The organism is Paenibacillus sp. FSL H7-0442, assembly GCF_038593105.1.
Lineage (GTDB): Bacteria > Bacillota > Bacilli > Paenibacillales > Paenibacillaceae > Paenibacillus > Paenibacillus polymyxa_D.
This window is the reverse complement of record NZ_CP151963.1, coordinates 5,290,419-5,315,736: the sequence shown is the minus strand read 5'-3', so window position 1 is coordinate 5,315,736 and position 25,318 is coordinate 5,290,419. Positions and strand designations below refer to the sequence as shown.

Genomic DNA, 25,318 nt, shown 5'->3' with positions numbered 1-25,318 from the left:
AGAAGCAGAGGTAGTGCCTTAGACTATAAAGCTGTTTGCGCAGGACTGAATACGTATGAACCACCCCACAGGCTAGCGGAATGGATTGAAGAATCGTTGGGATCGTAATAGACTTTTTCATGGAGTCGCCCACCTTTCAGTTGGTTTGTAAGGGTACAAACCAACTGAAAGGTGGGCGACTTTACTTTTACCATTTAGTGGTTAATCAACAGGCCTGTACATTTATTTCTTTTGTGCAAACAGCCATTCAATCATATCCTGATTTTGCAGAGCCGGTACCCAGGAGAAGTGTCCTGTAGGTTTGATAATCCCTGCTTCGTATTCAGTAAAATGAATGAGGTTACCGTTTTGTGCTTTTATGGCAGCTACCATTTCTTGCGAGTTTTTAGGACTAACTGTGGTGTCGTCTGCAGCATGGAAGGCCCAAATCGGAACGTTTTTCAGTACTTCAACGTGTTTAGGATCGACAGGTGCATACATGTTAACGGCTTTTTCATAGTTGGTCAAACCGGCAATGGGTACACCTGCGGCGAACAAGTCAAGATTCTTTTCCAGCAGTCTCCACGTACCCATAGCTCCTTGAGAAATACCAACAATATAGATTCGGTCGGTGTCGATTGGGTATTTTAACGCTGTTTCACGTACCAAATCGGCTACAGCGCTGTTGCGTGGTTCATCCGCCCAAATGAATTTATGTTCCAAGTCAATCGGGCTTTGTGGTGCGATTACGAAGGATGGGTGTTTGGCTTGCTGCTCAGGAGAAGCCCAAGTAACAGCTCCGGCGTTTGCCAGCAAATTTACTCCGTTTCCGTCACCACGTTCGCCGTTTCCGTGCAGGAATACAACCAGAGGGTAGGTTTTGCCGGGCTCAACTTTAGGCTCAAACGTAAAGTAGTTCAGCTTGAAGCCTTCTTTATTTTCAAAGATGCTTTTTTGGAAATCGTCTACGATCGGTGTAATTTTATCTGTTGCTTTTACAGTCTGTGCAGAGGCTGGGATGACTGTTTTCTTTGAAGTTGCAATATCTTTCTTTTGACTAATAATATAATTCAACGTGTTGATGCGGTTAACTGCGCTTGTTGCATCGTAAGTAAGGGTACTTGCATTTTTATCTTGTGTATCCAGCTCAATCACGACATATTTACCATGAGTGCTGCGGTTGGTGATGGCTCCAGTATCATTGGTATATACACCGGTCACGGTTCTATCTGTATATACATCATTGAGTACAGATTGAACCTGAAAGCTAGACGTGGATAAAGATGCCCCGTCAATATTGGTGCTGTATTTCAGTACAACAGCAGAAACGACTTCACCCAAAGGCTGTACCTGTGTAAGCAGGGTAGCCTGTGGCGCTGGGACATCTGTTGCTGCTGCGGCAGAGCTGGAGGATGGGAAAAAGATCGTTAGCAGGAACACGAAAGATAATAAAACAGGGGCAAAACGTCTTCTTTGCATGAGATTAATCTCCTTTGGTGTCATTTTTTTAAAGCGCTTACTACATGTTCGGGATGGTTAACTGTATGCTGTGGAATCCATACAAATTAAAAAAAAAGGCAAACTCCGGGTACACAAGTGTACTCGGGTTTTGCCTTTTCAGTAACAATCCCACTTGAAGGATAGCACCTTCATTGGAATCTGACAAGTGAAAGCGCTACATTTTTTTGATGTTTTATTAAAAAAGTTTTACTTTCGCAACGGTAATATTATGGTATATAATCTCCTTAACTTAACACTGTTAACTTATATAACGATGTTAAAAAAAGGGGGATGAAATCATGAACCAATATGATGTTATTGTCATCGGTGCAGGATTGGGTGGCTTATCCTGTGCAGCAAGACTCTCTTCGCTCGGTTACCGAACAGCTGTTTTTGAGAGCCATACTCTGCCTGGCGGTTTCGCAACTGAATTTACAAGAAAGGGATACACTTTTGATGTCTCCTTGCATGGTGTCGGCGGACTCGAGGAAGGAAGCTTTGGTCAGATGCTGAAGGCCTGTAATGCGGACCAGCGAATTGTTCCTCTCCGCAAAAAGCACCCTTACTCCATTCGTTGGGAAGGCCAGAACATTGATATTCCGTCCGATGTTCAGGAGTATGTGCAGCTCCTCAAGAACATGTTTCCTACTGAGGTGAAAGCCATTGACAGTCTATTCGCGGGCATTCGCCGTTTTGAAACAGGCTTTTCTGCTTTTTCTACTCTCACTTCCTGGCGCAAGGCGGTTGGCCTGCTCAAAGCTGGGACCTTTCTCCGCTGGACGCAAATGACCACCTGGGAATCTGTAAGCCAGTTCGGGTTATCTGACCGCTTCACGGAATTTTTCACCGCGCTGTGGGCCTATTACGGATTGCCTCCAAAGCGACTTGCGGCCCTGTATTTTTTTATTCCCTGGATCGGCTACCACATGGAGGGGACGTATTACATTGAGGGAGGCGCACAGGCTTTATCTAATGCACTGGTTGACGCTATTAAGTCAGCGGGAGGAGAAGTTCACCTGCGCAGTCAGGTATCTGAGATTATACTCGAACATGGTAAAGCTGCTGGTGTCCGTCTGAAAAAAGGGGATGTATATAAAGCCAACTGGATTGTGTCTGGTATCAGTCCCCATCATACCTATGGCCGTCTACTGGAAAACCATGATGCTGCCCGTCGTGAGCTGGAAGCTGTCAGCAGTTTGGAGACTGGCACGTCTCTCACCCAGCTATATCTGGGATTATCATGTGAACCTCATGAGCTTGGCATCACCGAAGAAGACTTAATCCTGCGTAATGAGCCGGATTCGGAGACAGATTATGAAGTAATGATGAGCGGCCAGTACACGAAAGGCAACTGGATGCTCACGAATTATAACGCCATGGACCCTAAGCTCAATGAACCGGGAAAGGGTGTCATCGCAATTACATTTTTGGACAGATTGGAGAACTGGCCTGCCGCACGTCCCGAATACAAAGCCAAAAAAGAAGCCGTGACACAGCAGATATTGGGATGCCTTGAACAGCTGTATCCGGGTTTTAGCAGCAAAGTGATGGTAGCCGAATTGGGCACACCACGCACGATGCAGCGTTATACCGCTAATCCCGACGGGGCTGTTTATGGCTACGCACAAACGGTTCGGCAGTCCGGTATAAAAAGGCTCAAGCACAAATCAGCAGTAAAGCGTCTATCATTGGTAGGGGCCTGGACACAGCCTGGGGGCGGGTTTCAAGGGGTTATGGAATCGGGTATAATGGAAGCTGATCGTATCGCCGCCAAATTGGGGTAGGCAGAAAGGGCAAGTACATCTACTCATGAAACATATCAAACGCCGAGAACGTGAAAGCAATGAGATCCGCCGGAAAATCATTGAGGCCGCCCGATCGCTTTTTCTGAATCAAGGGTATGCTGAAGTCTCCATGCGCAAAATTGCGGATCAGATTGAATATTCACCAACAACTATTTATCATTATTTCGAAAATAAGGAAGCCATTGTAATCGAACTCCTGCTAGAAGGAAATGCCCTGTTTCTGCAGGCTCTTCAGCAACGTGCGGATGAAGCACAGGCAGCGGGATTGAACGCTCTGGACACACTGAAGGCGGTGTCTGATGCGTATGTTCGTTTTGGAACGGCTAACCCGGAATATTACAACATTCTGTTTATCAGCAACCTGGAATCTGTAAGCTTGGTTAGTCTTATAGACAGTGGGAGCCTTAAAGGCTTTGAGTTTCTTGAAGCTGGGCTCAAAGCCGTTATGGAGGAGGGTTCCATCATTCAAGGAGATGAGCGCTTGTTCGCCAGCTCTGTATGGAGTATGCTGCACGGCTTGACTTCTTTGCTCCTGAATTTTGATTTTCCTATGGCACAATCAAATGATGAATTGATTTCATTTACTATAGATACTTTCCTCAAGGGGTTAAGCCGCTGATGCAGCGGCTAACTTTCTTTACCTCACATCACTGTACATGTGAATCCGCATACGACCCTTCCGAAAGATTAACGAAGTTCCAAATCTGAAAGCTGCTTAAGCACGGCTTCAATACGACGTTTATCTTTTTTGAGCATCACGAGCTGCAAAGAAGCAAGAAGCAGATCTGAGATATTGGCCCAAGCGTCTGCTTCCAGAGCGGGCAGAAGATCCCGATGAATCATAATATCTAGCCCCTCCGTTGCAATCTTCTGATGAAGCTCACTACTGGATAGCCATTCAATCACCTGCTCAGCTGTAGGACAAGAGTAGGCGAAAAGTACTGCCCAGCCATCGACCGGATGATTGACCTTATCCCGTATCCAGTTAATGACCTGCGGTGAATGAAAATGCTGTAGCTGCCCATTAGCGGTGTATCCTTCTAATTTGCCATCTGCAACCGAATGCTGTAGCAGGTGATTGCAAACACATACCAAGCCTTCCTGCCCGGGTAGGCAGCGGGCGCTCAGATAGGCGCGTGTGGACGCAAATGCACCCTTAGCATGTAGGGTATTGTTTTGCGCTAAAGATGTCCATACTTGCGCGGTTTCCGGTTCCCACAAGGAGCGGACCCAATCAGCAGCCCCAACCCCTGCGGTCTCCCCTACCCAAACGGCCCATGTAGAGAATGGAACCTGGCTATGTTGAATGTTCTGCCAGTGCTGCTCCCAGGCAAGAAAAATATCCTTTGGATCATAGGCTTGAAAAGCCTGCACCACAGCAGGATGATCTACGCCATGCATGGTGGTGTAATGGATCAGCGTCTCCAACGACTGCGCATCCTCCAGCTTCATCGTACAAAACATGTCCAACCAGCGTTGCCACAGTTGTAGTGGTGGACTGTTTAGCTGAATGCCATGCTCGTCTGACACGTTAGACCAATCCCACAGCCATAGTCCGTGCAAGGTGAGCATGGTTTCTATATAGGCGGGTAGATTTTCTGCGAGCAGAGTAAACTGATCCAACTCATGATCATAACAGAACACCGCTGGCTCTGTTGCGGATGTCGCCATATCAAGCAGTATCGGATCACCCGCACCATTATAATTAAGGATCAGATATCGTTGCTCGTCCGCTGCTGAGTCGGTATCTTCCCCATAAGATGTAAAATAGCCAATATACTCATGATTCCAGCCAAATTCTCCTGTGATATCGTCGAGGATATTCGGTTCTTGTTCAAGGCCATTACTGCTTTCATATGAACAAGCCGGTTCATCGGCTACAATACAGTGTTGAGGGAGGCACCATAGCAAATGTAAGCTGCCACACCGCTTTATCAACTCAGACAGGGAGGCAGGCAAAGGCATCTGCAGCCGTTCCTCCAGCTCAGTTAGTTCACTTGTAGAAATCCCCCTCGACCATTGGTATACCACGTCAGACATCCCACCTTGTCTCAGACGATCGGCGATCTGTCCCAGCTTTTCTAAGGTTCGTTCAAAATGTACTGTCATTCGTATTTGTCCTCCTCTTACTCTACAACCTGGCAATGCTCTTTTTGCAAGAATGCTAGAATTTCATCACGAAGTGCTATCGCTGTGGGTTCATAAATGATCGCCACTTCGCGTCCATATGCATAGTTAAAACGCACATATCCGCCTAGAGTCTGAAGAAAAGCCATGCAGATATGCTCGTTTTCAATCCATAGATTTGAGTCAAAATGCTGTTTAAAACGCTGAGCCAATACCTGTATAGATGCTGGAGCTATTTGCAAGGCTTGATCGTTCGGATGGGCTGAACCGCAAGCTTCCGCCGTCTCGGGTGGATTAAATAGTAGAAATGTTGCTGCTCTATCCAGACTGACAGGTTCGAAATAACGGGGGAATGGCTCTATTCTTCCGAATTCATCCTGTAGTATATGCTCCAGTGTATCTGTAAATGGAACCTGAACATCTAATGGCTTCTTAGTAATGACCTCCGAATGTCGCGGTAGCCAAAGCAAACCTTCGACCTGAGGGTGCACCGCTAGGAAATCCCCATCTATGGAGCTACCGATGACCACGCACTCGCCTAGCTGTTGCACGGTGATCGGACAGTTATCATCATGCCTCCACAGTTCGTAATCCGCATAGGATTGTAATAGTTGAGCATCAGGCGGTTCAATCACCAGCAGTCCGCAAAAGGTACCAGGCCCATAGCGGGTGAGGAATGCTACATAGGGAGGTGGTAAAGTTAATCCATAGGTATGTTCGAAAGTTGTCAGTTCTTCGGCAGCCACCGTCGTATGTTGTGTGGAAACCCAATACATATGAATACACCTGCTTTCCGGCACTCTATCTATAGGGGTAGAGTCCAAAAGTAAATGAGAGATATGCTATAATCAGGAAATAAAATAGTTATAGATTAGTCTATCTTAATTCCGTAGGAACTACAATTTGTGAGGGGACGAAGGAGGAACACATCTTATGACATCAGGGGTACAAGCCTACATAGATCCAATTTTTGAGGCGATTGATGAGGCGTACGCTTCTGAGCAAAAGCGCATCGCCGAATTCCAAATCAAAAGTGTCCTTCACGAAGGGATTCATGAATACTTAAAAGTTACCTGTAAGAAGGATGGGCTGTGGGTGGATACCTACGAACCGTTTGATTGGGATCATCGTAGACCGGACATGGAGATTTCTGGTTTTACGGAGGGGGTAACACTGCAGCAGGTTCAGGACGAATGGATGCCTGTGTTTAGGGAACGGATAGAGGCGCTATTTAATTCGGAAGAATTCAGTTCCATGTTCTTTCGTTATCGACTGGATTTTCATCTGGAAGTGGTCTTGGAGAATAAGGCCAATCATTTTACATTCTCACTCCTAAATGAAGATAAACGGCAGCAACTGTTAGCCACTATCCAACAGTTTGTAGAGCAGAAGCTCAACCCCTCCAGTAAAGCTATCCCGAAGGAAGAGGACGATTTCTTCTTAGTGAGACACTTGCTTGATCCTCATTTGTACCCTGTAAAAGCCCAGCGGATGAATGAGTTGCTGAATCGAATGGATGCCAAAGTGAAGGTCAGCCGCAAGCGTGAGGAAGCATGGAGGTATCAGCTCAGCAGTGGCTTAAAGCATTGGGCTGAGGATGAATTTCTGCTGAAGTATGCGGATCGGGAAAAAAGCTATGGACTGGATTATAAAGTGAAGCCCGATATTCTCCCTTCGGAAATTCCCGCGCCAGCCATGGAGATGTTCCTGCTTACCGCGATGCGGGTGGGCTCGACCGATGCCGATGCACGGCAGAAGTATTTGGAGATTGCTGCACAGTTGGGTTCGGATCAGGCAGCCCAGTGGCTTAAGAACGGATCAGGAAGCATCCCAGCGTTATATACAAGTGAGCGAGTCATCTGCCAAGCCAATGATATTTTGCAAACGCTGGAGGTTCAGATTCGTTCAGAGGAAGAAGAGAGTTATAGAGAAGCACTCGTATATTTATGCGATATTTTAAGAAAGGGCTTTACCAAGGAATATCGGATGAAGTTCAAAAGCAAGGTGAAAAACTACCTGCCTGTACCCAAGTTGGCTAAATCTACGTTGCATCGTTTCTTCGCCAATGCACTTGAATATCCTGCGCTGCATCCGTTGCTGGCTGAATATGCTGAGGTCGTGATGGAAGAGTTCAAGTGGTATAACGATGTAGAGCCCGGTGAAAAGTCGGCAATGCCGGGAACCTATGCGGTGATGGGACTGGGCCTAAAAGGAAAGAACTATTTCCCATTAGTGAATCGTTATATGAAGCTGGTGGACAGTGAACATCAGTCCGTACAGGACGGTTACGCCGCTGTATTTGCTGACGCACACGGACTGACACCGGACACGATACCCGTTTGGACGAGGGTTCTACTGGCAGGCAACGAGTCTGCCAAACCACTGAAGTCATCCGGAATTGAAACCGTAGAGCAGGCACAGGTATTGGTGGAGGAGCTTAAGAAGCTGGAGAACTACGAACAAGAGGTGCTTGTTTATCGTATATGGGGTGGCGCGAAGAAACTAAAAAACAGCCTGAAGCAGGCTGTCCCTGAGGTAAAAGAGCTGCTGGAAACGCTTATTCCATAAAAGCATCATATTCATGATAATATCGCAGTCCTTGCGCAATGCGTTCAATATCCGGCTCGCTTCCGCTGTGGCGTAACACTTCAATGACATCCTGTACAGTCGCCACCTCCAGCCAAGATTGCACCTGATGGTCTGGCAGAGATGCAGGTATACTTTCATCACGATGATTGGTGACGGTGAGACCGGCATCCTCCAGTTCCCACAATTCTTCCTCGGGAATGATGTAATAGGTAGAATTGAGCGGATTACTTTGAACATGTTTCAGATTGGCAAATACCCATTCATTGATTTCTGTTTGGTCAACGGCATGGACCAGTGCTTCAAGGCTGTCAAAAGTTTGTATGCTCATGTATGGAGACTCCTCTCTTAGCCGCTGGCTTATGCTGTAGCTTTTGTAATATCTTTAAGATGGACTGGCGATTCTTCGCATCCTTAATGTACCTGGGAATGGAGTGGGAAGCCGTACGCATCATACCGGATGCAGGCTTTTCTCGCAACTCGGCAGAGATATAGGAGAGCAGGTAATTCAGGTGTATCCGGTTAAGAGCCCAGACAGGTTTCCCCCGATAGTAATCTAGGAAGTACAGCTGGAGCTGGAAAATAGGGTCTTTTCCGTTTTGGATCACGTTCGTATGCCATTCGCGTGATTGCACACGATGCACCGGAACCTGATTGCGTGTCTCACAGTGCGGACAGTTTATATTTGTATTTTTATGGAGTTTCGTTCGGTCATCATGGATTTCGATATTAAAATACCGTTCGCAATGGTTGCATACGCCGCGTGCATAGAATGTATAAGATTCGGGCTGCTGATATGTGTAGTAACAATGAGAACATCGAACGACGTAATAACAGTCTTTTTTGGATATGGAAATAAAAGCTTGGCCCTGACAACGGGGGCAGTGAACAGTTACCTGTTCTCCTCTTCTAATCACGGCGCTAAAGTCATATTTGTATCCATATTCATCTTTGAAGCGTTTTTGCTCCATGTTCGTTCCTCCTTTTCGGAAAGATCGTAAAAACGCACTCTTTATATTTCATATGTTATAATATTCCTTAACAACAGAATGGCTTAGATGGGCGGTCGGCTAGTCTCCTGTGAGGGAGGTGAGGCCTGTGGAGGTTAAAGACACCTTAATGTTGATGATTCAATTCGCAACGTTGGTGATTCTGATTCTTTCCTTCCATAAAAAGAAATAGACCGCCCGTGGTAGGAACCGGTCTATTTCGAATACCGTGAACTTGCAGCCACCGCCCTTAAAAGCGGCTGTTGCCAAAGAGTGAGGATGTTGACGCATCTTCACTCTTTTTTAGAATATACATCTTATTCCCATTTTAACACTTGAAAAAGACCTTTTCAATGTGCCTAAGAGCGAAAAGGTGAATAAAGATGCGCGAAAGGAGAGGGCGAGCATGAGCATTTTTACAGGACTACAGCGTCCGCAATTCCAGGCTTACTATGATGAGGCTTTTCTAATAGAGCATCGTTTTGAAAATGGTATGGGCTTTCCGCCTTCTTATATAGATTATGTCAAAACTCTTGGTTACGGGCGACTATGCGGCTTATGGAACATTCATATTCCTCTTGGCGATCACCCGGATTCATGGCTTCATCGTTATCATGATTGGCGGGCTTGGTTTGATGATTTGCTGGAATCAGAAGAGGTTTTACAAGAAGCGGCGCTGGAGCCAGATGGTTTTCCGGAGCTTTTGGAGCATGCGGTCCCTTTCGCTTCCAGTGAAGAGGATGACTTGCTGATCTGGGATATTCAATCGCCTGATGAACGGGGGGAATTCCCAATCTATGCTTTGAATCTGCGCACATGGGGCAATTTTCGGTATGCAGCCTCGGATTTGTATAGCCTCGTCGAAGCGTTGGTGGATGAAGAGCGCGTGAAGTCGGTATTGGGGACAGAGCGTACATCATCATTCCCATATACGTTTGAACCCTTTTAACAGGTCAAATAACCACCTTGGCATTCAAACTTCAAGGTGGTTATTTGTGCTGCTATTCTTCCTAGCGGTCATCATATTGGGCTAAATATTGCTGTACCAACTCATATCCAGCCACGCCCATTACCGTATATTGATTATATTCTTCCAGTTCCAGATTGCGTATATATTCATCCCCACAGTATAGATGGCCCGCGCAATTAAAATATTTTAGCTGCTGTTGTTCCTCGGAAAGAGGGCGATGATCGATAATGGGCCATACTCCTTTCGTCAGATTTTGGGTGGCGGTGAATATAACTTCAAATCGGCCGCGATAATTTGTGAACGGAAGATATGTCGTTTCTCCCTCGTACGCTTGATTCTGGCCTATGGATAGAACCCCGAAGGAGAACGCTTTTTTGAATCTACCATACAGTGCGCAGATCACCTGACATACCGCAAATCGGCCGTCATGCAGGGGGATAACAAAAATATCGCCTTCCCGATGCTTGATTCTTTTGAACACCATCGTCAGGCCAGCTCTTCCTGAAGGATCTCTGTTTTTAGACCTTTAGCGCTGGTAATCGTAATGCTGATCGCATCATAGCCGTTCCGCTTCGCATCTTCAAAATCGCATCGTTCGCCATTGATCAGCTCTAACTGCCCATTCTCATCTACATCGTCTGCAAACTCGTCATCCCAATCAACATTATAAAAGGCAGTTACGCTTACCTCGAAAGTATCTTCACCATCTTCGTCCAGATAGGGCAGCAGGGGAGTGCGATTGTTCTGCTGCTCCTTGGTATAAACTTCGCATAGCAGAGCATCGTAACCATGGCGGGTTCCGTCAAAAATCACGATCTGTTCACCTGTGACTGCATCTTCTGCAATAATGAGTTGGGGTGCAAATTCAGTACCAGTGATCAGCTCGTCCATAAGTTCTCCGTAATAAAAAATGTGGAATTTCGTATGTCCTGCCTGTGAACGAAGCGTACCTGTCCACTCCTGCTCGACCCATGCCTCGGGGTTTTCGGGTACAACCCAACCCTCCAAATAAGCCGGTCCCTGCTTAGCATTATGTATTTCTGTCATCATTAGGCCTTCCTTTCTGCTCGTTGAGTCGTTCAATTACCTGATTAAAAAACGTTGTAAAGTCTGTTGCCACCAGATACAAATGTCCGCATTCGTCCTGCTCTGCAATATCATAGTTCAGTTTGTCATCATAGGCATGAAGATGTGTGCGGTCCCAGTAGTACACATACGGGGTGTAGTCCTTACATGTCAGAACGTAAAAATTGTCGCCCGCATCTGCACCAATCAACAAAGCGCTCTCGACATGATTGATTTCATCCAGAAATTCATCATTAATCGCTAGAAGGTCATGATTTTTGTTGGATACCTCATATCCGAAAAAACAAGTCAAATCAATGTCTCCGTTATCCACTCGATCGAAGGGCACATTGCAATAAAAAGGGGCGGCTACATAAAATCCGTTATATTGTGAAAGAAAACGTTTATAGCCAGCGGGCAATATATGCTGTATCTGTTCCTCCAATGCTGCGATCTGGGCAGGCAAAAGCCCTGATTCAATTGCGAATGACATCAACAACCAGCCCCCTTGATTCTAGTAACCATAAATCTCTTTTTTGGAAATGAGACGACGCAGCGGTACATCGTATGTGAAATCATGTCATCGATAGGGTGACGATTTTGTTGTCCTCATCCACATCTACCTTCACATTCACTCCTAGCTTATCCTTAAACAGCTTACTGATATTGATATAGTCATCCTTAACCGGACGGCTTGAATTACCAGTTGTGCGAGTCATCCCAGCGGTGATGATGGAACGGACGTATGTTTTATCGAGCTTGGCTTCGGGATTATAGGTATAAATCATCCGTTCCTGCTGATTATAAAAATGGGTTAATTCCGTGTAGTCGTTAGCATTCTCATACTCCTTTTCCTCACGCACATACTCGGGATGATCCATGGTATAGTGGACTCCTCCGTCCAGAAAAGAATTTTCCTTGGAGGGTCGGAGTTCATATTGTCCATAGGCTAGCTGAAACAGATACTCTAAGCCTGAGCCCTCCGCCTGGTAGTAGAGCTGACGACTGTCCCCTCTTTTATCTATAGCGGCATAGCTACTGATTAAAGGCCAGGCATCATACTTTTTATCCTTTACCTCAATGGCAAGCTTGTAATGTACAAGCACCTTTTCATTTTGAAATAATCCAAAGCTGCTCATAATAAAATACGCAGGCACACATATAATTCCGATAATAAATATGAATATAAATATTCTTACACGCATAAGTAGAGTGATTCTCCTTTGGTTGTCGATTATGTGGAAAGCTCCCGTTTGGCAGATGCACGGAATTCTTCATGCTCAACTAATTGTTTCAGAGCATGTTGTGCGAAAGGCATGCTTTTATGTACGCGAAGCAATGCAAAAGCGGCCCCCTTGACTAAGATATATGTATCACTACGGATCAACTCTCATGTCTGTAGCTCGATAAAGCTTCTTCCGGTCCGCCACCCTCCAGCAGCACCATAACCGCATAGGAGATTGTATCAATCCAATCGTCGAGGGTGTTGATCTGCTCTACGGTCAGCAGATGATTTCGCTGCAGCATACCATCAGGATGCAACGCCCATGCCCGTGTATATTGGCAAATCCCCCACAGTGCGGCAATCAACTCTCGTTCTATGGATGGTTTCTCCAACTCATCTGCCAGAACTTCAATGATAGTCATGAGTTCATGAAAATTGTCCTCGATCAGTTCGCCTTGGAAGGGGCGAAGCATCCCTAAAAATCCGCTTCGCATTTTGGGATGCTCCAGATCATCATGGATAAAAGAATGACAGCGCAACAGCTCACGGGCTTCTTGTTTATTCATGAAGTTCCGTAATCTCTGCACGGATGCCTCTGCACAGAAAGCTGCCTGACAGCCCCGACAAGGCATCGATGTCAACGACCATATCAGCCTCTTCATAACGGAAGTCAAGTTGCAAAATGATATTTTCTGTTTCTACAGGGCTTAATACATGCTCTTTAGTTTCCAGAAATGTAAAAGTTACTGCATAGCGTGGGACGTCTTTTGCTGGAGCTTCAGGGATTACAGGTGCCTCAGTTGAAGGCTCCAGATCCGGTGATTTAGGGACAAGCACGCTAGCGTAGGATAGCTCAATCGTCAGCGTAATCTGGTCTTTCGTCATATTAGCAGCTGTAATTCGGTCATAATGAAAGGGAGGGAAATAGCCAAGCTTTTCGACAATGCTGTCTGCACCTTGAATAGAAACAGTTGGAGAGAAAGCCAGCTCCAGTCCGATGGACCCTGCCAGTTGGTCTTCATATTCCGGATTAATACGGACAAGGGCCTGTTCCGGCTCTACTTTCAAAATCGTGCCTATAAAATACTGTTTGCCATGGATCAGAACAATATCATGCGGAACGAACGGCAACGCTCCCCCGGCTTGATAATGAATGAGATATTCGTTCTCTTTTTTTTCAACCTTTTGAACTTGAATTTGCATAAATTGCAGCCTCCTGGGGTTAATAGTATGACGGATTGTTTAAGTGTGTGGTAAAGGGAACGGAGTCCACGATTGAAAAACATACTTCATATCCGGGGTATCCTGTTCGAGCATAAATGGAAGAATATCCATAATGGCGCGTGCTTTACTGCCAGCATAAAAGTTGCGCGAGCTATGTAACATTTTGTTTGCCTTTATCCACTGGCTGAGCTGCATCATAACGTCTTCGACGATTGTTTGGTTGATACGTTCATAAACGTCCTGACGGATCGAAACGAGTATGCCGCAATTATTGGATGATTGGGACATGGGGTCATTGGACAAAAGAATGTACACTTCCGGCGTCGTCCCTTTGTTATAGGACGATTTGATACTAGGCGCCTCTATAACCAGCATCAAAGGAGTCAATTCATCATTGGTTACAATACGAAGCAACTCCTGCTTGTCCCAGCGAATCTTACCGTGTTTGGCTTTCGTGGATTGATAGATAGACACACGGGTATTGCGGATTCCTGATATATTCAGGAACGTTTCAAAACAATCGAACAGGTTAGCAAAGCACTCTTCAGCAAACAAAGTGTGCTTCTCCGACAAGGAACCGGTCATTATAAAATTATAATGCAAGTTGTTAACCACAAGCATCCATCCTTTATTCATGAATTACCAATTCTTATACCATAATATATGACATGAAGATCGAATTCACCTTTTATATAGACTGTGGTCCTGTTCATTAAAATCGTTTGGAAACCAGTTCAACTTCGCGTATACTAGGAAAGTCATACATGGAACGGTCCTGAGCCGCATTGCGGCCGTATGTTGGTTACATGAACAGATTCAACGATAACGGATAAGCTCCCTTCCTGAAAAGGGTAGAATGAGAACCGATACAAAAATGGGAATTCTGAACTATGGAACGATAGATGTCATATGGCACATGAACCTATTTTACGTGACACATATTGAATACAGATAAGGGAAGTGAATACCACTTGAAGAATTTTGCAGCATTAGGCGTAGAGCAGCATTGGGTAGAAGCCTTGAAAGAACAGGGGATTTCATCTCCAACTCCTGTACAGCAGGAGTCGATTCCACTGCTGATGGAAGGTCAGGATGTGATTGCCGAGGCACATACGGGAACCGGAAAGACGCTTGCGTTTTTACTGCCGATTTTACAAAAGCTGAATTTGGACAAGCGGCACCCGCAGGCGCTTGTGATTGCACCTACGCGTGAATTGGCACTCCAGATTACAGAGGAAGCTAAATGCTTGGCTGCTGCGGAGCCGAGTTTATCTCTACTAGCTGTTTACGGAGGACAGGACGTGGAGCGTCAGCTTCGTAAACTGAAAGGTGGCGCACAACTGATTATTGGGACACCTGGGCGACTGCTGGATCACCTGAGACGTGGCACGCTGGATCTAGGCGGCATTAAAATGCTGGTCCTGGATGAAGCCGATCAAATGTTACACATGGGCTTTTTGAACGATGTGGAGACGATTCTTCAGGAAGTTCCTTACCGGAGACAGACGATGCTGTTCTCCGCTACGATGCCAGCCGGTATTCGCAAACTGGCTCGTGTATATATGAACGAACCTGTAGATGTCAAAGTGAAATCCGCTTCTTCCGTTCCGGTGAGCCAAATCCGTCAGGTCGTTGTGCAAACAACAGACCGGGGTAAGCAACAGGCATTGGTGGATATGCTGAATACGGATCGTCCGTACTTGGCTGTTATTTTCTGCCGTACGAAGCGCCGGGCTGCCAAACTGAACGAAGAGCTGCAAGAAATGGGCTTTCAGAGCGGTGAGCTTCACGGGGATTTGTCCCAGAACAAGCGGGAGCAAGTGATGAAGGCGTTTCGTGAAGCGAAACTCCAATTGCTCGTAGCGACTGATGTAGCTGCACGCGGCCTGGATGTAGAAGGCGTCACGCATGTCTTCAACTACGACATGCCGCAGGATGCCGAAAGCTACATCCACCGCATCGGGCGTACCGGCCGTGCCGGAGGCAAAGGCGTGGCGGTGACGCTCGCTACGCCAAGGGATATTCCAGAGCTTCGGAACATCCAGAAAGTTGCTGGTGTCACATTCACCAGCAGTGAGGGCGGCGGACAGCGTAGACCTGCTTCCGATACGGCTGATCGGCAGGGTCGAGAACGCCGTTCGGGCAGAAACGACCGCCGTTCCTACGGTGGCAACGACTCCGGCGGTGGACGCCGGGGCAGCGGCCGCGAACAGGCGGGCCGTCGTGACAGTGCAGGCGGCGAACGTCGCTCTAGCCGCGGCAGTAACGAGCGCAGCGGATATGACCGCAGCAGCGGTTCCGCACGAGGAGGCCAAGGTCGCTCGGCGGGACAAAGCAGCGAGCGTGGCGGGTATGACCGTAGTAGCGGCGGTTCTGCACGTGGAGGCCAAGGTCGCTCGGCAGGGCAAAGCAGCGAGCGCGGTGGATATGACCGCAGCAGCGGCGGTTCCGCACGAGGAGGCCAAGGTCGCTCGGCAGGACAAAGCAGCGAGCGCGGTGGGTATGACCGCAGCAGCAGTGGTTCTGCGCGCGGAGGCCAAGGTGGCCGCGGTGGACAAGCCAAAGGCGGCCCGCGTGGTGGTCAAGGACAAGGAGGCCGTCGCGGACGGTCCAGATAGATAAAATAGGAGTATTCTCATAGAATGCTCCACTATGGTTATCATAATAGCCCCGGGGAGGCTCATCTTCCGGGGCTATTGTAATCTTCATCCATACCGCTGAAAGAGCAGCGCCATAAGATAAATTCAAAAGATAAATTTGGAGGGGTTATACATCATGCAGGAACAGGATATGGGCAAGCGCGCCATGGTCTCAGCATGGATCAGCCTGATTAGCAACATCCTATTAACCGGCATTAAGATTATTACAGGACTTATGTTCAACAGCAAGGTGCTGGTAGCCGATGGTGTGCATAATGCTGGGGACGTGATTGCCTCTGCAACGGCACTGGGGGCGATGCGCATATCTAGCCAGCCGCCGGATGAGGACCATCCTTATGGTCACGGCAAGGCAGAAGTGATCGGTGCAAGCGTGGTGGCGGTCATATTGTTTGGAGCGGGTATATTCATCGGCTATCATTCGATTGCAGCACTGTTCGAACCGATGCCACAGGAGCATATACTGGCATTGGTGGCCGCCATTATTTCCTTGCTCTGGAAACAGTGGCTGTATATCTACACGATTCGTATCGGGAGAGCGGCCAATAGTCAGGGTCTTATTGCAACGGCAAAAGATCATCTCGCTGATGTGTACGCCTCTGGGGCTGCTGTACTGGGTATCGGATTGGGGCTGATTGGGGAGCACTGGGGCATTTCAATCTTATCTTACGGTGACCCTATTGCGGGATTCGTAGTGGCATTGCTAGTTCTGAAATTGGCGTGGGAAATGGGCCGTGAATCCATAGATGTGCTTATGGAAAAGGCGATTGCAACGGAGGAAATTGAGAGCTACGCCGCAGCCGCACTGAGTGTAGCCGAAGTTCAACGTATTGACCGTATCCGTGCCCGTGAGCACGGCCATTATATTATCGTGGATATCCGCGCTTCAGTGGATGCCTCTTTGACGATTCAGCAGGGACACGATATTATTCGACTGATTAAGGGGGCTGTCATGAAGCGGGAACCGCGGGTTTATGAGGTGCTTGTCCATTTGAATCCATGGTATGCGGACGACCACTAGAACAGACGGCGCGAATTGACAGATAACTTGCAGGAAGGGTATGCTTTTAAAAGCCGAACGATGATGAATAAAAGCGAGGTTACCCGAAAATATGCGAAAATTTTTAAAATGGTTAGGCATTTCTGTGACTGCGGCGGTTCTTTTAGTGGGCGGATATTATACGTATTCTATATATCATTTTACGAATCAAATTTCAGTTGCTTCCGGACAGGATTCGAAATTCAAACCGCAGGCACAAACTCAAACCAATGTACAACCTGTAGAGGTATCGCTCCCACCGGAATGGGATGGGACAGAAAGAGTGAATATTCTGCTGCTAGGCGGCGACTCCCGTGGAGAGGATTCAGGGCGTTCTGACTCCGTTATGGTTGCTTCTATTGATCCGGTTACGAAAAAGGCTACACTGATGTCGATTCTTCGTGATACCTACGTCAATATCCCAGGTCATGGGCAAAGTCGATTGAATGCTGCCTTTTCCTACGGGGGACCGGATTTGACCAGACAGACCGTGAGCGACCTGCTGGGCATACCAATTCAATATTATGTATATACTGATTTCAATGGTTTTATTGCGCTGGTTGATTCTGTGGGTGGTATTGACCTGGATGTCGAAAAAGATATGCATTATACCTCCAAGGCGGATAAACACCAGTTTGATATTGATTTGAAAAAGGGAATGCAGCACATGGACGGTAAAACAGCCTTGCAATATGTACGCTTCCGTCATGATGCGACTTCCGATTTTACGCGTACGGAGCGGCAACGCAAATTCATTACTGAGCTTGGCGGTAAAATTCAGTCAACCTCATCTCTAATCAAACTGCCGAGTATTTTAAATAGCATTTCTCCTTATATTGAAACGAATCTGAGTACTACGGAAATGCTGCAATTGGCTTCATTGGGCTTTAATATCGATGCAACAACAGTAGCGAAGCAGCAAATCCCGCCGAATGAATTGGTGCGCGGGGAAACCATTAAGGGTGCGCAGGTATTGGGTGTAGACGAAAGAAAGCTCAAGCGCTTCATACAGAATCTTTTTGAACAGGAGAACAAACCTGTGACCACGACGGTGGATGCTGCAACCACGATAAATGATACTCCATAACCCTCGAAAGCAAGCGAAGTTCGTACGATGACGTACAACTTTGTTTGCTTTTGTGTTTATTTGGGTATAACCTTGTATATTTTGTTCCAAAAATATATCGTATCTATGAAGAACGTATACTCATTTGTGTAAAGAGAAGGGGAATGTGGTGTGGAAATAACTCCGGCATGGAAAGACCGATTCAAGAAGTTTTTTCTGAACAACAAGTTTGTGTTATTCCTGCTGGTACTGCTGCTGATCGGCTTGAATATCTTGGTTCTTACCAAAATTTCATACATATTCACACCTGTCATAGTGCTGTTAAAAACGATCATTCTCCCTGTTATATTATCCGGCGTGTTGTACTATCTGTTCAACCCGTTGGTTGATGTACTGGAGCGTAACAAGGTGAAACGAGTATACTCCATTGTTGTATTGTTTTTGCTTATTATAGGGGTTATTGCGATTGTGGTTACATCGGTGGTGCCTGTGATCCGTGATCAAATACAGGGGCTTATTCAAAATTTCCCTGCCTATAGCGAGCAAGTACAACGACAATTCGAGAAACTGATCGGCAGCGATTTTGTAAACCAGTTCCAGAACACGATTCAAATTAATCCATCAGAGCTGGCCTCCAAAGCTTCTGAAAAGTTATCTAGCTTTATTAATAATGCATGGACGGGTGTGGGCAGCTTTTTGGGCGTGGTTACAGAAACGGTACTTGCGATTGCCACGGTTCCATTTATTCTGTTCTACTTGCTAAAAGATGGACACAAGCTACCACAGTTTATCCTGAAAATGCTCCCGCCTATGTTTCGTAAAGAAACAGATCGCATTATGACCGAGATGAATCATCAGGTCAGTTCCTATATTCGTGGGCAGATTATTGTCAGCTTCTGTATTGGGGCGCTGTTGTATATTGGTTACCTAATCATTGGATTAGACTACTCTTTGACGCTTGCAGTCATTGCATCCTTTACGAGCGTTGTCCCCTACTTAGGTCCCGTCATTGCCATTACACCTGCGTTAATTGTAGCCTTGGTTACCTCACCGATTATGCTGCTCAAGATGGTTATCGTGTGGACAGTCGTACAGCTCATTGAGGGTAAATTAATTTCTCCACAAATTATGGGCAAATCTCTTCGGGTACATCCGATCACGATTATCTTCGTTATTCTGACCGCAGGCAATTTGTTTGGTGTGGTGGGAATTGTACTGGCGGTTCCGGGGTATGCTGTCTTGAAAGTAATCGTTACACATTTGTATAGTTTCTTTAAAAAGCGTTCGCATCTCTATGAGGCGGATAAAGGGAACGCAAGTCTTTACGAAAAATAAACTTTTCCACTATAAAATTGATATGGGCCCCTCTTGGGTAACTGTGGCTACGCGTGCTATAATTAATGCCTATCCTTATTCCCAAATAGAAAGGTCAGACTTTTATGATAAAACTCAGCATTCTTGACCAATCTCCGGTATCGGAAGGCATGACGCATGCGCAGGCATTACAAAAGACCGCTGAGCTTGCTATAGAGGCGGAACGCTTGGGTTATCATCGCTTTTGGGTATCAGAGCATCATTCTGCAGCAAATCTCGCTGGGTCCAGCCCGGAGGTACTGATTTCACATCTGGCCGCCCGTACTCGGGCCATTCGAGTGGGGTCGGGTGGGGTGATGCTGCCTCATTACAGCGCTTATAAAGTAGCGGAAAACTTTCGTGTGTTGGAGGGATTGTATCCGGGACGCATTGATTTAGGTCTGGGACGGGCGCCTGGAGGAATGCCCATTGCTACCAGAGCCCTGCAAGAAGGCAAAATGCGAGGTGGTGTAGATCTATACCCTGAGCAGTTGGATGACCTGTTAGCTTATTTACATGACAGCACAGGCAATAATCACCGTTTCGGTTCGCTACAGGCGATGCCGCTTATAGAAACTGTACCGGAAATGTGGTTGCTCGGCTCCAGTGGTGATAGCGCAGGTCTGGCAGCCGAGCGTGGCGTGGGCTTTGCGTTTGCGCAGTTCATTAATGGTGAAGGCGGCACAGGGGCTATGAAGGAATACCAGGAAAGCTTCCAGCCTTCCCAGCATAGTGACCAACCACGTTCGCTTGTTGCCGTATTTGCGATCTGTGCGGATACCGAAGAGGAGGCCAATCGCTTGGCTTCCAGCATGGACTTATCTCTTGTACTATTAGAGCAGGGAATGCGCTCCGCTGGAACACCTTCCGTGGAAAAGGCACTGGCGTATCCGTATACGCCGTTTGACCGGATGCGGATACGTGAGAATCGCAAACGTATGGTGGTCGGTTCGCCCGAACAGGTGAAGCGTCAGATTGAGCAATTAAGTAAGGACTATAATGCACAGGAGATCATGGTTGCGAGCATTATTCATGACTTTGATGCCAAAATGAAATCTATACGTCTCATGGCCGAAGTACTTGGACTGTGTTCTGTACAGTCATAATGCAATTCGCCGGATTTGAAAGATCACAGCTTCAAGGAGCTGTGATCTTTTTTTTGAATTTTTTGAGAAAATATTGGATGATATGCACTGTATGATATAGGAAATAAACCAGTTAACACTTGATAATGATTATCAATATCTTTATTATATAAAGATAGAATGAAGTTTTGATGAAAGTCGTGCGTTAAGCCCGTGACTATATATATTGGATAAGGGAAAGGGATGATTCCACATGTTTCGTCTGAAAACGGCAAATCTGGATATTGCTTATGAAGATCGATTGATTGTAGAAGATCTGAACGTAGAAATACCGCAAGGGAAAATCACAGCCTTGGTAGGCGCAAATGGTTCTGGCAAGTCCACCATTCTGAAGACGATGGCTCGCATCATGAATCCTAAGGGCGGCAGTGTTCTGCTTGACGGTAAATCCATTCATAAGCAATCCACCCGGGAAGTAGCTAAGCAGCTGGCTATTTTGCCGCAAAATCCGACTGCACCGGAAGGATTAACCGTGACGGAACTGGTATCTTACGGACGTTTTCCTTATCAAAAAGGTTTTGGTTCCATGAAAGCGGAAGATCGCAAAATGGTAGAGTGGGCCATTCAAGTAACGGGAATGAGCGAGTTCCACGATCGTCCGATTGATCAGCTTTCTGGCGGTCAGCGTCAGCGTGCCTGGATTGCTATGGCACTTGCGCAGGATACGGATATTTTGTTTCTGGATGAGCCGACGACATTTTTAGATATGGCGCATCAACTGGAAGTGCTGCATTTGCTGGAGTATCTAAATACTTCGGAGGAGCGCACCATTGTTATGGTCGTGCACGATTTGAACCATGCGGCCCGGTATGCTCAGCATATGATTGCAATCAAAAAAGGGAAAGCTGAGGCGGTAGGAACTCCAACTGAGGTTATGTCCCCTGATGTGCTGCGTGAAGTGTTCGGGATTGAGGCTGATATTGTAACAGATCCTCGTACAGGTGTACCGCTCTGTCTTCCGTATGCTTTGGCTGGACAGCCTGCGGTAAGCCAAGCCATAAAAGAAATGAATGTGGAAGATAAGCAACCTGTGGGTTCTGTTGCTGAGCGACGTGATGCTAGAGCACAAGTAGCGGCAAGAGGTTAAAGGGGACATACCATGAAACCACTGGATTACGATCAGCTTGAGCAACTAGCAAACATAGTGAGAGTCACGCCGGAGGATGCTGTATATTCCGGGCCAGTGGCCGAATGGCTTGAACCAGATAAGATCCGCTCTGTGATGGAGTATTATGGCGATCTTCTGCGTGCTGAAGACGATTTAACCGCAGCCGTTTACTTTGCGAACCAGTTGCGTGGCCTCGTGTTTGCGCAGCATTTTATGGTATCACTGTGTGAACGCCGTTGGGACCTGTCCGTTTCTAATCTCAGATTTCATATTTGTTATGAAGGTCAATATCCCTCTATTAGTCTTCAGGTCATCGACTTAACAGAGCTGGACAATACGTGGAACAATGGGGATCACCGTTCTTCCAAACAGGCTCAGCAAGTGTTACGAGACTTTTACAGTTTGCAGATGCGGCCCATGTTGGAAGCAATTGCTACCGTGGGGAGCGCATCTATCGGCCAAATGTGGGGACAGTTTCCGTTGGCATTGCTGTATTTTAAGGATAGAGTACAGCCATCGTTGACTGATCCTCAGGATGTGGAGCGCTTTGAACAAGATTATATGTATGTGACACGTGAACTTGAGGGAGAGATATTTGGGCGTAAAAGAAATCCGTTTACGGTTCGTCTCGTTGAATTGGACAATCCTTACCGCCCTGGTGAAAATACCTACATGAAACCGTCCTGTTGCCAATATTACAAGACAGGTGGAGGTCAGCGGTATTGTTATACTTGCCCCAAAATGTCCGCTTCCGAACGTGAAGAACGCAGACTCGAAGTGGTGGCATCACGGTAAAGTCTCTGTGGATGTTGGCATGTCCGTCACCTTTTGGTTAAAATAGGTTATGTAACCTAAACCAAGTGACACGAAGGAGGATGCTGTATGTCTGTCTATTCACATAATGCCGTAACACCAGCGAATCAGGAGGTTTCTCTGAATACTTACGCTGGTAAGGTGCTGGTTATTGCGAATACCGCCAGTAAATGCGGACTTACCCCGCAATATGGGGATTTGCAAAAGCTTTATGACGAATATAAGGATCGGGGATTAGTTGTATTAGGCTTTCCTTGCAACCAATTTGGCGGTCAGGAGCCGGGCAGCAGCGAGGAAGCGGCTGAATTTTGCCAACTGAATTACGGGGTTAATTTCCCGGTATTCGCCAAAGTGGACGTCAATGGACCGGATACAGCGCCTCTGTTTGAATATTTGAAAAAGCAACAGCCTGGAGAACAGGAAGATGGGACAATTCAGTGGAATTTTACGAAATTCATTGTGAATCGTGAAGGTGTACCTGTGGGTCGTTTTGAACCGAAGGAGTCACCAGAAGCGATGAAAGCAGCCATTGAGCAATTGCTATAGTAGCTTTGCCTTCATTCCAAAATATATGTTTAAAAAGGTCTGATTTCCGGCATGTCTCCGGGAAGCGGACCTTTTTTTGTTCTCTACATGTGCATTTGTCTAAGGTGGGAGCATCATGTGAAAGTCGATTCCATGGGCATAATCAGGCCGCCTACAGGGGAAACTGAATGGAGCAAAAAAACATTTCAGCAAACAGTTGATCTCGTATATCCTTTCTTTTTTAAATGTGGACAAATTGTGAATATCACAAAAAGCTATTGTAATGTGAAAAATATCACACTATAATAAGTGCATGAAGTGAAATAAATCACAAACACTAACGAGCTGTTTACGTGAAACTATTCACAATTATTATACAGTTTATGCCCACACACCAAGGAGGAATTCAACATGAAAGTAGCAGTTATCGGATGTACACACGCAGGCACAGCAGCTATCGTTAACACAGCTAAATGTTATCCAGATGCAGAAATTACCGTTTACGAGCGTAATGATAATATTTCATTTTTATCTTGTGGTATTGCGCTGTACGTAGGTGGTGTCGTCAAAGATCCGCACGGCCTGTTTTATTCGTCTCCAGATCAACTGTCTGACTTGGGTGTAGTGACCAAGATGCTTCATGAGGTAACGAGTGTGGATACGGCTGGCAAGTCGCTGCATGCCCGTAATCTCCAAACAGGTGAAGAATTTACAGACACATTTGATAAACTAATTGTGACCACGGGATCATGGCCCATTATTCCAAAGCTGGAAGGCATTGAACTTGATCATATTTTGCTCTGTAAAAACTATAATCATTCCAATGATATCATTGAGAAAGCCCAGCACGTACAGAACATTACAGTCGTGGGAGCTGGATACATTGGTGTTGAGTTGGTAGAAGCTTTCCAAATGAATGGTAAAAATGTAACGCTGATCGACAGTGCTGATCGTATATTGAATAAGTATTTGGACCATGAGTATACAGACCGGATTGAAAGTTCCCTGAAGGAACATGGCATTAAGCTGGTACTTGGCGAGACGGTGAGTCGCTTTGAGGGTACGAACGGTAAGGTAAGTAAAGTCGTGACCTCTAAAGGAGAATATGAAACAGAGCTTGTTATTCTCTGCATCGGTTTCCGACCTCAAACGGATCTGCTCAAAGGTCAGGTAGATATGTTGCCTAACGGTGCGATCATTGTGGATAACTATATGCAAAGTAGTTGCCCGGACGTGTTTGCAGCAGGCGACAGTTGTGCAATTCGCTATAATCCGACCGGCAAAACGGCTTATATCCCTTTGGCAACCAACGCAGTTCGTATGGGTACGCTGGTGGCACGTAATCTGGTGCAACCAACCATTGCCTACATGGGAACCCAAGGAACTTCGGGTATCAAAATTTATGAAGACAATATCGCAGGAACAGGCATGACGGAAGCTGCGGCAACAGATGAAGGCATGACTGTAGAAGCTGTAACCATTGAGGACAGCTACCGACCTGAATTTATGCCAACCTCCGAAAAAGTGTTACTGAAAGTGGTATATGAACAGGGGACGCGGAGAATTCTGGGTGCTCAAATTATGTCGAAGGTGGATTTGACGCAATCCATTAACACGCTATCCGTAGCCATTCAAAACCATATGACCATTGACCAGTTGGCCTTTGTCGATTTCTTCTTCCAGCCGCACTATAACAAGCCTTGGAATTTCTTGAACGCGGCAGGTTTACAAGCATTGCCTACAATATCTGAACGGAACCCAGTTACTGTATAATTAGATTTGTCTGTGACATTGTTCATAAGTTTGTCAACAATCTGAGGCGTACGGATGAATCCTTATAGTACAATATAGAGTAGCATAAGGATCAGGGGGGAAGTAACTTATGGGTTTGTTTTATATCCTTTTTCTTGTAGTCGTGGCCATGGTAGGCCTTGGTGGAGTTCTTTGGTTCTTAAGAGCAGTTGAAAAGGAAGAATACAATTAAATGTAAAGCGCGTAGTAGCGCAGTAGATGTAATAATACAGAAAAACAGTCCTTTTTTCAGGGGCTGTTTTTTTTATAGTTACGAAAGTGATTTTTTTCACAAACTTAATCACTGATTTTAAATAAAATATGAAAGAAGAATATTTTAGTGAATAGATA

25 protein-coding genes are annotated in these 25,318 nt (G+C 46.2%); 13 read left to right on the top strand and 12 right to left on the bottom strand.

Going from position 1 to position 25,318, the window contains the following annotated elements; genetic code table 11:
• Positions 1-222: 222 nt before the first annotated feature.
• Entirely contained in the window at positions 223-1,458 is a 1,236-nt protein-coding gene (locus tag MHH57_RS23440) for a PHB depolymerase family esterase (protein ID WP_029518566.1), read from the bottom strand.
• A gap of 320 nt (positions 1,459-1,778) precedes the next feature.
• Between MHH57_RS23440 and MHH57_RS23435 the strand changes: the two genes are divergently transcribed.
• Complete coding sequence (locus MHH57_RS23435) at positions 1,779-3,263, top strand: NAD(P)/FAD-dependent oxidoreductase (RefSeq protein WP_049817033.1); 1,485 nt, start codon at positions 1,779-1,781, stop codon at positions 3,261-3,263.
• A gap of 25 nt (positions 3,264-3,288) precedes the next feature.
• Positions 3,289-3,903, top strand: a complete 615-nt coding sequence (locus MHH57_RS23430) for a TetR/AcrR family transcriptional regulator (protein WP_342434593.1) — start codon at positions 3,289-3,291, stop codon at positions 3,901-3,903.
• A gap of 68 nt (positions 3,904-3,971) precedes the next feature.
• Here the strand turns inward: MHH57_RS23430 and MHH57_RS23425 are convergent, their stop codons facing one another.
• The gene (locus tag MHH57_RS23425; protein WP_342434592.1) at positions 3,972-5,393 is read right to left on the bottom strand and encodes an SMI1/KNR4 family protein; all 1,422 of its coding nucleotides are present in this window, start codon (positions 5,391-5,393) and stop codon (positions 3,972-3,974) included.
• 17 nt (positions 5,394-5,410) lie between these two features.
• Positions 5,411-6,187 carry an SMI1/KNR4 family protein gene (locus MHH57_RS23420; protein WP_340933494.1) on the bottom strand — a complete coding sequence of 259 codons (777 nt, stop codon included), beginning with the start codon at positions 6,185-6,187 and terminating at the stop codon, positions 5,411-5,413.
• Between the two features lie 157 nt (positions 6,188-6,344).
• Here MHH57_RS23420 and MHH57_RS23415 point away from each other — a divergent pair, with 157 nt between their 5' ends.
• The gene (locus MHH57_RS23415) at positions 6,345-7,979 is read left to right on the top strand and encodes a DUF6138 family protein (RefSeq protein WP_342434591.1); all 1,635 of its coding nucleotides are present in this window, start codon (positions 6,345-6,347) and stop codon (positions 7,977-7,979) included.
• Here MHH57_RS23415 and MHH57_RS23410 read toward each other — a convergent pair.
• Positions 7,969-8,328 (bottom strand): hypothetical protein, encoded by a 360-nt coding sequence (locus MHH57_RS23410; RefSeq protein ID WP_176715670.1) that lies wholly within the window; start codon positions 8,326-8,328, stop codon positions 7,969-7,971. The genes MHH57_RS23415 and MHH57_RS23410 overlap by 11 nt on opposite strands.
• Positions 8,309-8,968, bottom strand: coding sequence for a DNA gyrase inhibitor YacG (locus MHH57_RS23405; RefSeq protein ID WP_069010047.1), 660 nt, complete (start codon positions 8,966-8,968; stop codon positions 8,309-8,311). Before MHH57_RS23405 ends, MHH57_RS23410 begins: the two co-directional genes overlap by 20 nt.
• Before the next feature lie 424 nt (positions 8,969-9,392).
• Here MHH57_RS23405 and MHH57_RS23400 point away from each other — a divergent pair, with 424 nt between their 5' ends.
• Entirely contained in the window at positions 9,393-9,935 is a 543-nt protein-coding gene (locus MHH57_RS23400) for a hypothetical protein (RefSeq protein WP_341040197.1), read from the top strand.
• 61 nt (positions 9,936-9,996) lie between these two features.
• Here MHH57_RS23400 and MHH57_RS23395 read toward each other — a convergent pair whose 3' ends face one another.
• The 7 genes from MHH57_RS23395 to MHH57_RS23365 all read right to left on the bottom strand — a co-directional run bounded on the left by MHH57_RS23395 (position 9,997) and on the right by MHH57_RS23365 (position 14,091).
• A complete protein-coding gene (locus tag MHH57_RS23395) occupies positions 9,997-10,440 on the bottom strand; it encodes an immunity 26/phosphotriesterase HocA family protein (RefSeq protein ID WP_341040196.1) in 444 nt (147 codons plus the stop codon).
• Between the two features lie 2 nt (positions 10,441-10,442).
• Positions 10,443-11,003, bottom strand: a complete 561-nt coding sequence (locus MHH57_RS23390; RefSeq protein ID WP_069010045.1) for a hypothetical protein — start codon at positions 11,001-11,003, stop codon at positions 10,443-10,445.
• Complete coding sequence (locus MHH57_RS23385; protein ID WP_340957153.1) at positions 10,987-11,514, bottom strand: SMI1/KNR4 family protein; 528 nt, start codon at positions 11,512-11,514, stop codon at positions 10,987-10,989. The genes MHH57_RS23390 and MHH57_RS23385 overlap by 17 nt, the downstream gene beginning before the upstream one ends.
• Positions 11,515-11,596: 82 nt before the next feature.
• On the bottom strand, positions 11,597-12,226 hold the full coding sequence (locus MHH57_RS23380; RefSeq protein WP_342434590.1) for a hypothetical protein: 630 nt from the start codon (positions 12,224-12,226) through the stop codon (positions 11,597-11,599).
• Positions 12,227-12,404: 178 nt separating this feature from the next.
• Positions 12,405-12,812, bottom strand: coding sequence for a hypothetical protein (locus MHH57_RS23375; protein ID WP_069010043.1), 408 nt, complete (start codon positions 12,810-12,812; stop codon positions 12,405-12,407).
• Positions 12,805-13,449: an immunity 50 family protein gene (locus MHH57_RS23370; protein ID WP_069010042.1), complete on the bottom strand. Its 645-nt coding sequence runs from the start codon at positions 13,447-13,449 to the stop codon at positions 12,805-12,807. The genes MHH57_RS23375 and MHH57_RS23370 overlap by 8 nt, the downstream gene beginning before the upstream one ends.
• Positions 13,450-13,488: 39 nt before the next feature.
• Positions 13,489-14,091 carry a hypothetical protein gene (locus tag MHH57_RS23365; RefSeq protein ID WP_245231655.1) on the bottom strand — a complete coding sequence of 201 codons (603 nt, stop codon included), beginning with the start codon at positions 14,089-14,091 and terminating at the stop codon, positions 13,489-13,491.
• A 350-nt stretch (positions 14,092-14,441) separates the two neighbouring features.
• Here MHH57_RS23365 and MHH57_RS23360 point away from each other — a divergent pair, with 350 nt between their 5' ends.
• The 9 genes from MHH57_RS23360 (at position 14,442) to MHH57_RS23320 (ending at position 24,949) form a co-directional block, all read left to right on the top strand.
• Positions 14,442-16,088: a DEAD/DEAH box helicase gene (locus tag MHH57_RS23360; protein WP_341071313.1), complete on the top strand. Its 1,647-nt coding sequence runs from the start codon at positions 14,442-14,444 to the stop codon at positions 16,086-16,088.
• Between the two features lie 157 nt (positions 16,089-16,245).
• Positions 16,246-17,148, top strand: coding sequence for a cation diffusion facilitator family transporter (locus tag MHH57_RS23355; RefSeq protein WP_029518550.1), 903 nt, complete (start codon positions 16,246-16,248; stop codon positions 17,146-17,148).
• 91 nt (positions 17,149-17,239) lie between these two features.
• Positions 17,240-18,253 (top strand): LCP family protein, encoded by a 1,014-nt coding sequence (locus MHH57_RS23350; RefSeq protein WP_013312376.1) that lies wholly within the window; start codon positions 17,240-17,242, stop codon positions 18,251-18,253.
• A 150-nt stretch (positions 18,254-18,403) separates the two neighbouring features.
• Positions 18,404-19,567, top strand: a complete 1,164-nt coding sequence (locus MHH57_RS23345; protein WP_069010039.1) for an AI-2E family transporter — start codon at positions 18,404-18,406, stop codon at positions 19,565-19,567.
• A gap of 104 nt (positions 19,568-19,671) precedes the next feature.
• A complete protein-coding gene (locus MHH57_RS23340; protein WP_209947776.1) occupies positions 19,672-20,691 on the top strand; it encodes an LLM class flavin-dependent oxidoreductase in 1,020 nt (339 codons plus the stop codon).
• Between the two features lie 232 nt (positions 20,692-20,923).
• Complete coding sequence (locus tag MHH57_RS23335; RefSeq protein ID WP_029518547.1) at positions 20,924-21,817, top strand: ABC transporter ATP-binding protein; 894 nt, start codon at positions 20,924-20,926, stop codon at positions 21,815-21,817.
• Between the two features lie 12 nt (positions 21,818-21,829).
• Entirely contained in the window at positions 21,830-22,633 is an 804-nt protein-coding gene (locus MHH57_RS23330) for a (2Fe-2S)-binding protein (protein WP_340933475.1), read from the top strand.
• Between the two features lie 87 nt (positions 22,634-22,720).
• Entirely contained in the window at positions 22,721-23,197 is a 477-nt protein-coding gene (locus MHH57_RS23325; RefSeq protein WP_069010036.1) for a glutathione peroxidase, read from the top strand.
• A gap of 390 nt (positions 23,198-23,587) precedes the next feature.
• Positions 23,588-24,949, top strand: coding sequence for an FAD-dependent oxidoreductase (locus MHH57_RS23320; protein WP_069010035.1), 1,362 nt, complete (start codon positions 23,588-23,590; stop codon positions 24,947-24,949).
• The last annotated feature ends 369 nt before the right edge of the window (positions 24,950-25,318 follow it).

Excerpts from the sequence above, each read along its gene's own strand:
- MHH57_RS23440 (WP_029518566.1), bottom strand. The coding sequence starts at position 1,458 with ATGCAAAGAAGACGTTTTGCCCCTGTTTTATTATCTTTCGTGTTCCTG.
- MHH57_RS23435 (WP_049817033.1), top strand. The coding sequence starts at position 1,779 with ATGAACCAATATGATGTTATTGTCATCGGTGCAGGATTGGGTGGCTTA.
- MHH57_RS23430 (WP_342434593.1), top strand. The coding sequence starts at position 3,289 with ATGAAACATATCAAACGCCGAGAACGTGAAAGCAATGAGATCCGCCGG.
- MHH57_RS23425 (WP_342434592.1), bottom strand. The coding sequence starts at position 5,393 with ATGACAGTACATTTTGAACGAACCTTAGAAAAGCTGGGACAGATCGCC.
- MHH57_RS23420 (WP_340933494.1), bottom strand. The coding sequence starts at position 6,187 with ATGTATTGGGTTTCCACACAACATACGACGGTGGCTGCCGAAGAACTG.
- MHH57_RS23415 (WP_342434591.1), top strand. The coding sequence starts at position 6,345 with ATGACATCAGGGGTACAAGCCTACATAGATCCAATTTTTGAGGCGATT.
- MHH57_RS23410 (WP_176715670.1), bottom strand. The coding sequence starts at position 8,328 with ATGAGCATACAAACTTTTGACAGCCTTGAAGCACTGGTCCATGCCGTT.
- MHH57_RS23405 (WP_069010047.1), bottom strand. The coding sequence starts at position 8,968 with ATGGAGCAAAAACGCTTCAAAGATGAATATGGATACAAATATGACTTT.
- MHH57_RS23400 (WP_341040197.1), top strand. The coding sequence starts at position 9,393 with ATGAGCATTTTTACAGGACTACAGCGTCCGCAATTCCAGGCTTACTAT.
- MHH57_RS23395 (WP_341040196.1), bottom strand. The coding sequence starts at position 10,440 with ATGGTGTTCAAAAGAATCAAGCATCGGGAAGGCGATATTTTTGTTATC.
- MHH57_RS23390 (WP_069010045.1), bottom strand. The coding sequence starts at position 11,003 with ATGACAGAAATACATAATGCTAAGCAGGGACCGGCTTATTTGGAGGGT.
- MHH57_RS23385 (WP_340957153.1), bottom strand. The coding sequence starts at position 11,514 with ATGTCATTCGCAATTGAATCAGGGCTTTTGCCTGCCCAGATCGCAGCA.
- MHH57_RS23380 (WP_342434590.1), bottom strand. The coding sequence starts at position 12,226 with ATGCGTGTAAGAATATTTATATTCATATTTATTATCGGAATTATATGT.
- MHH57_RS23375 (WP_069010043.1), bottom strand. The coding sequence starts at position 12,812 with ATGAATAAACAAGAAGCCCGTGAGCTGTTGCGCTGTCATTCTTTTATC.
- MHH57_RS23370 (WP_069010042.1), bottom strand. The coding sequence starts at position 13,449 with ATGCAAATTCAAGTTCAAAAGGTTGAAAAAAAAGAGAACGAATATCTC.
- MHH57_RS23365 (WP_245231655.1), bottom strand. The coding sequence starts at position 14,091 with ATGCTTGTGGTTAACAACTTGCATTATAATTTTATAATGACCGGTTCC.
- MHH57_RS23355 (WP_029518550.1), top strand. The coding sequence starts at position 16,246 with ATGCAGGAACAGGATATGGGCAAGCGCGCCATGGTCTCAGCATGGATC.
- MHH57_RS23350 (WP_013312376.1), top strand. The coding sequence starts at position 17,240 with ATGCGAAAATTTTTAAAATGGTTAGGCATTTCTGTGACTGCGGCGGTT.
- MHH57_RS23340 (WP_209947776.1), top strand. The coding sequence starts at position 19,672 with ATGATAAAACTCAGCATTCTTGACCAATCTCCGGTATCGGAAGGCATG.
- MHH57_RS23335 (WP_029518547.1), top strand. The coding sequence starts at position 20,924 with ATGTTTCGTCTGAAAACGGCAAATCTGGATATTGCTTATGAAGATCGA.
- MHH57_RS23330 (WP_340933475.1), top strand. The coding sequence starts at position 21,830 with ATGAAACCACTGGATTACGATCAGCTTGAGCAACTAGCAAACATAGTG.
- MHH57_RS23325 (WP_069010036.1), top strand. The coding sequence starts at position 22,721 with ATGTCTGTCTATTCACATAATGCCGTAACACCAGCGAATCAGGAGGTT.
- MHH57_RS23320 (WP_069010035.1), top strand. The coding sequence starts at position 23,588 with ATGAAAGTAGCAGTTATCGGATGTACACACGCAGGCACAGCAGCTATC.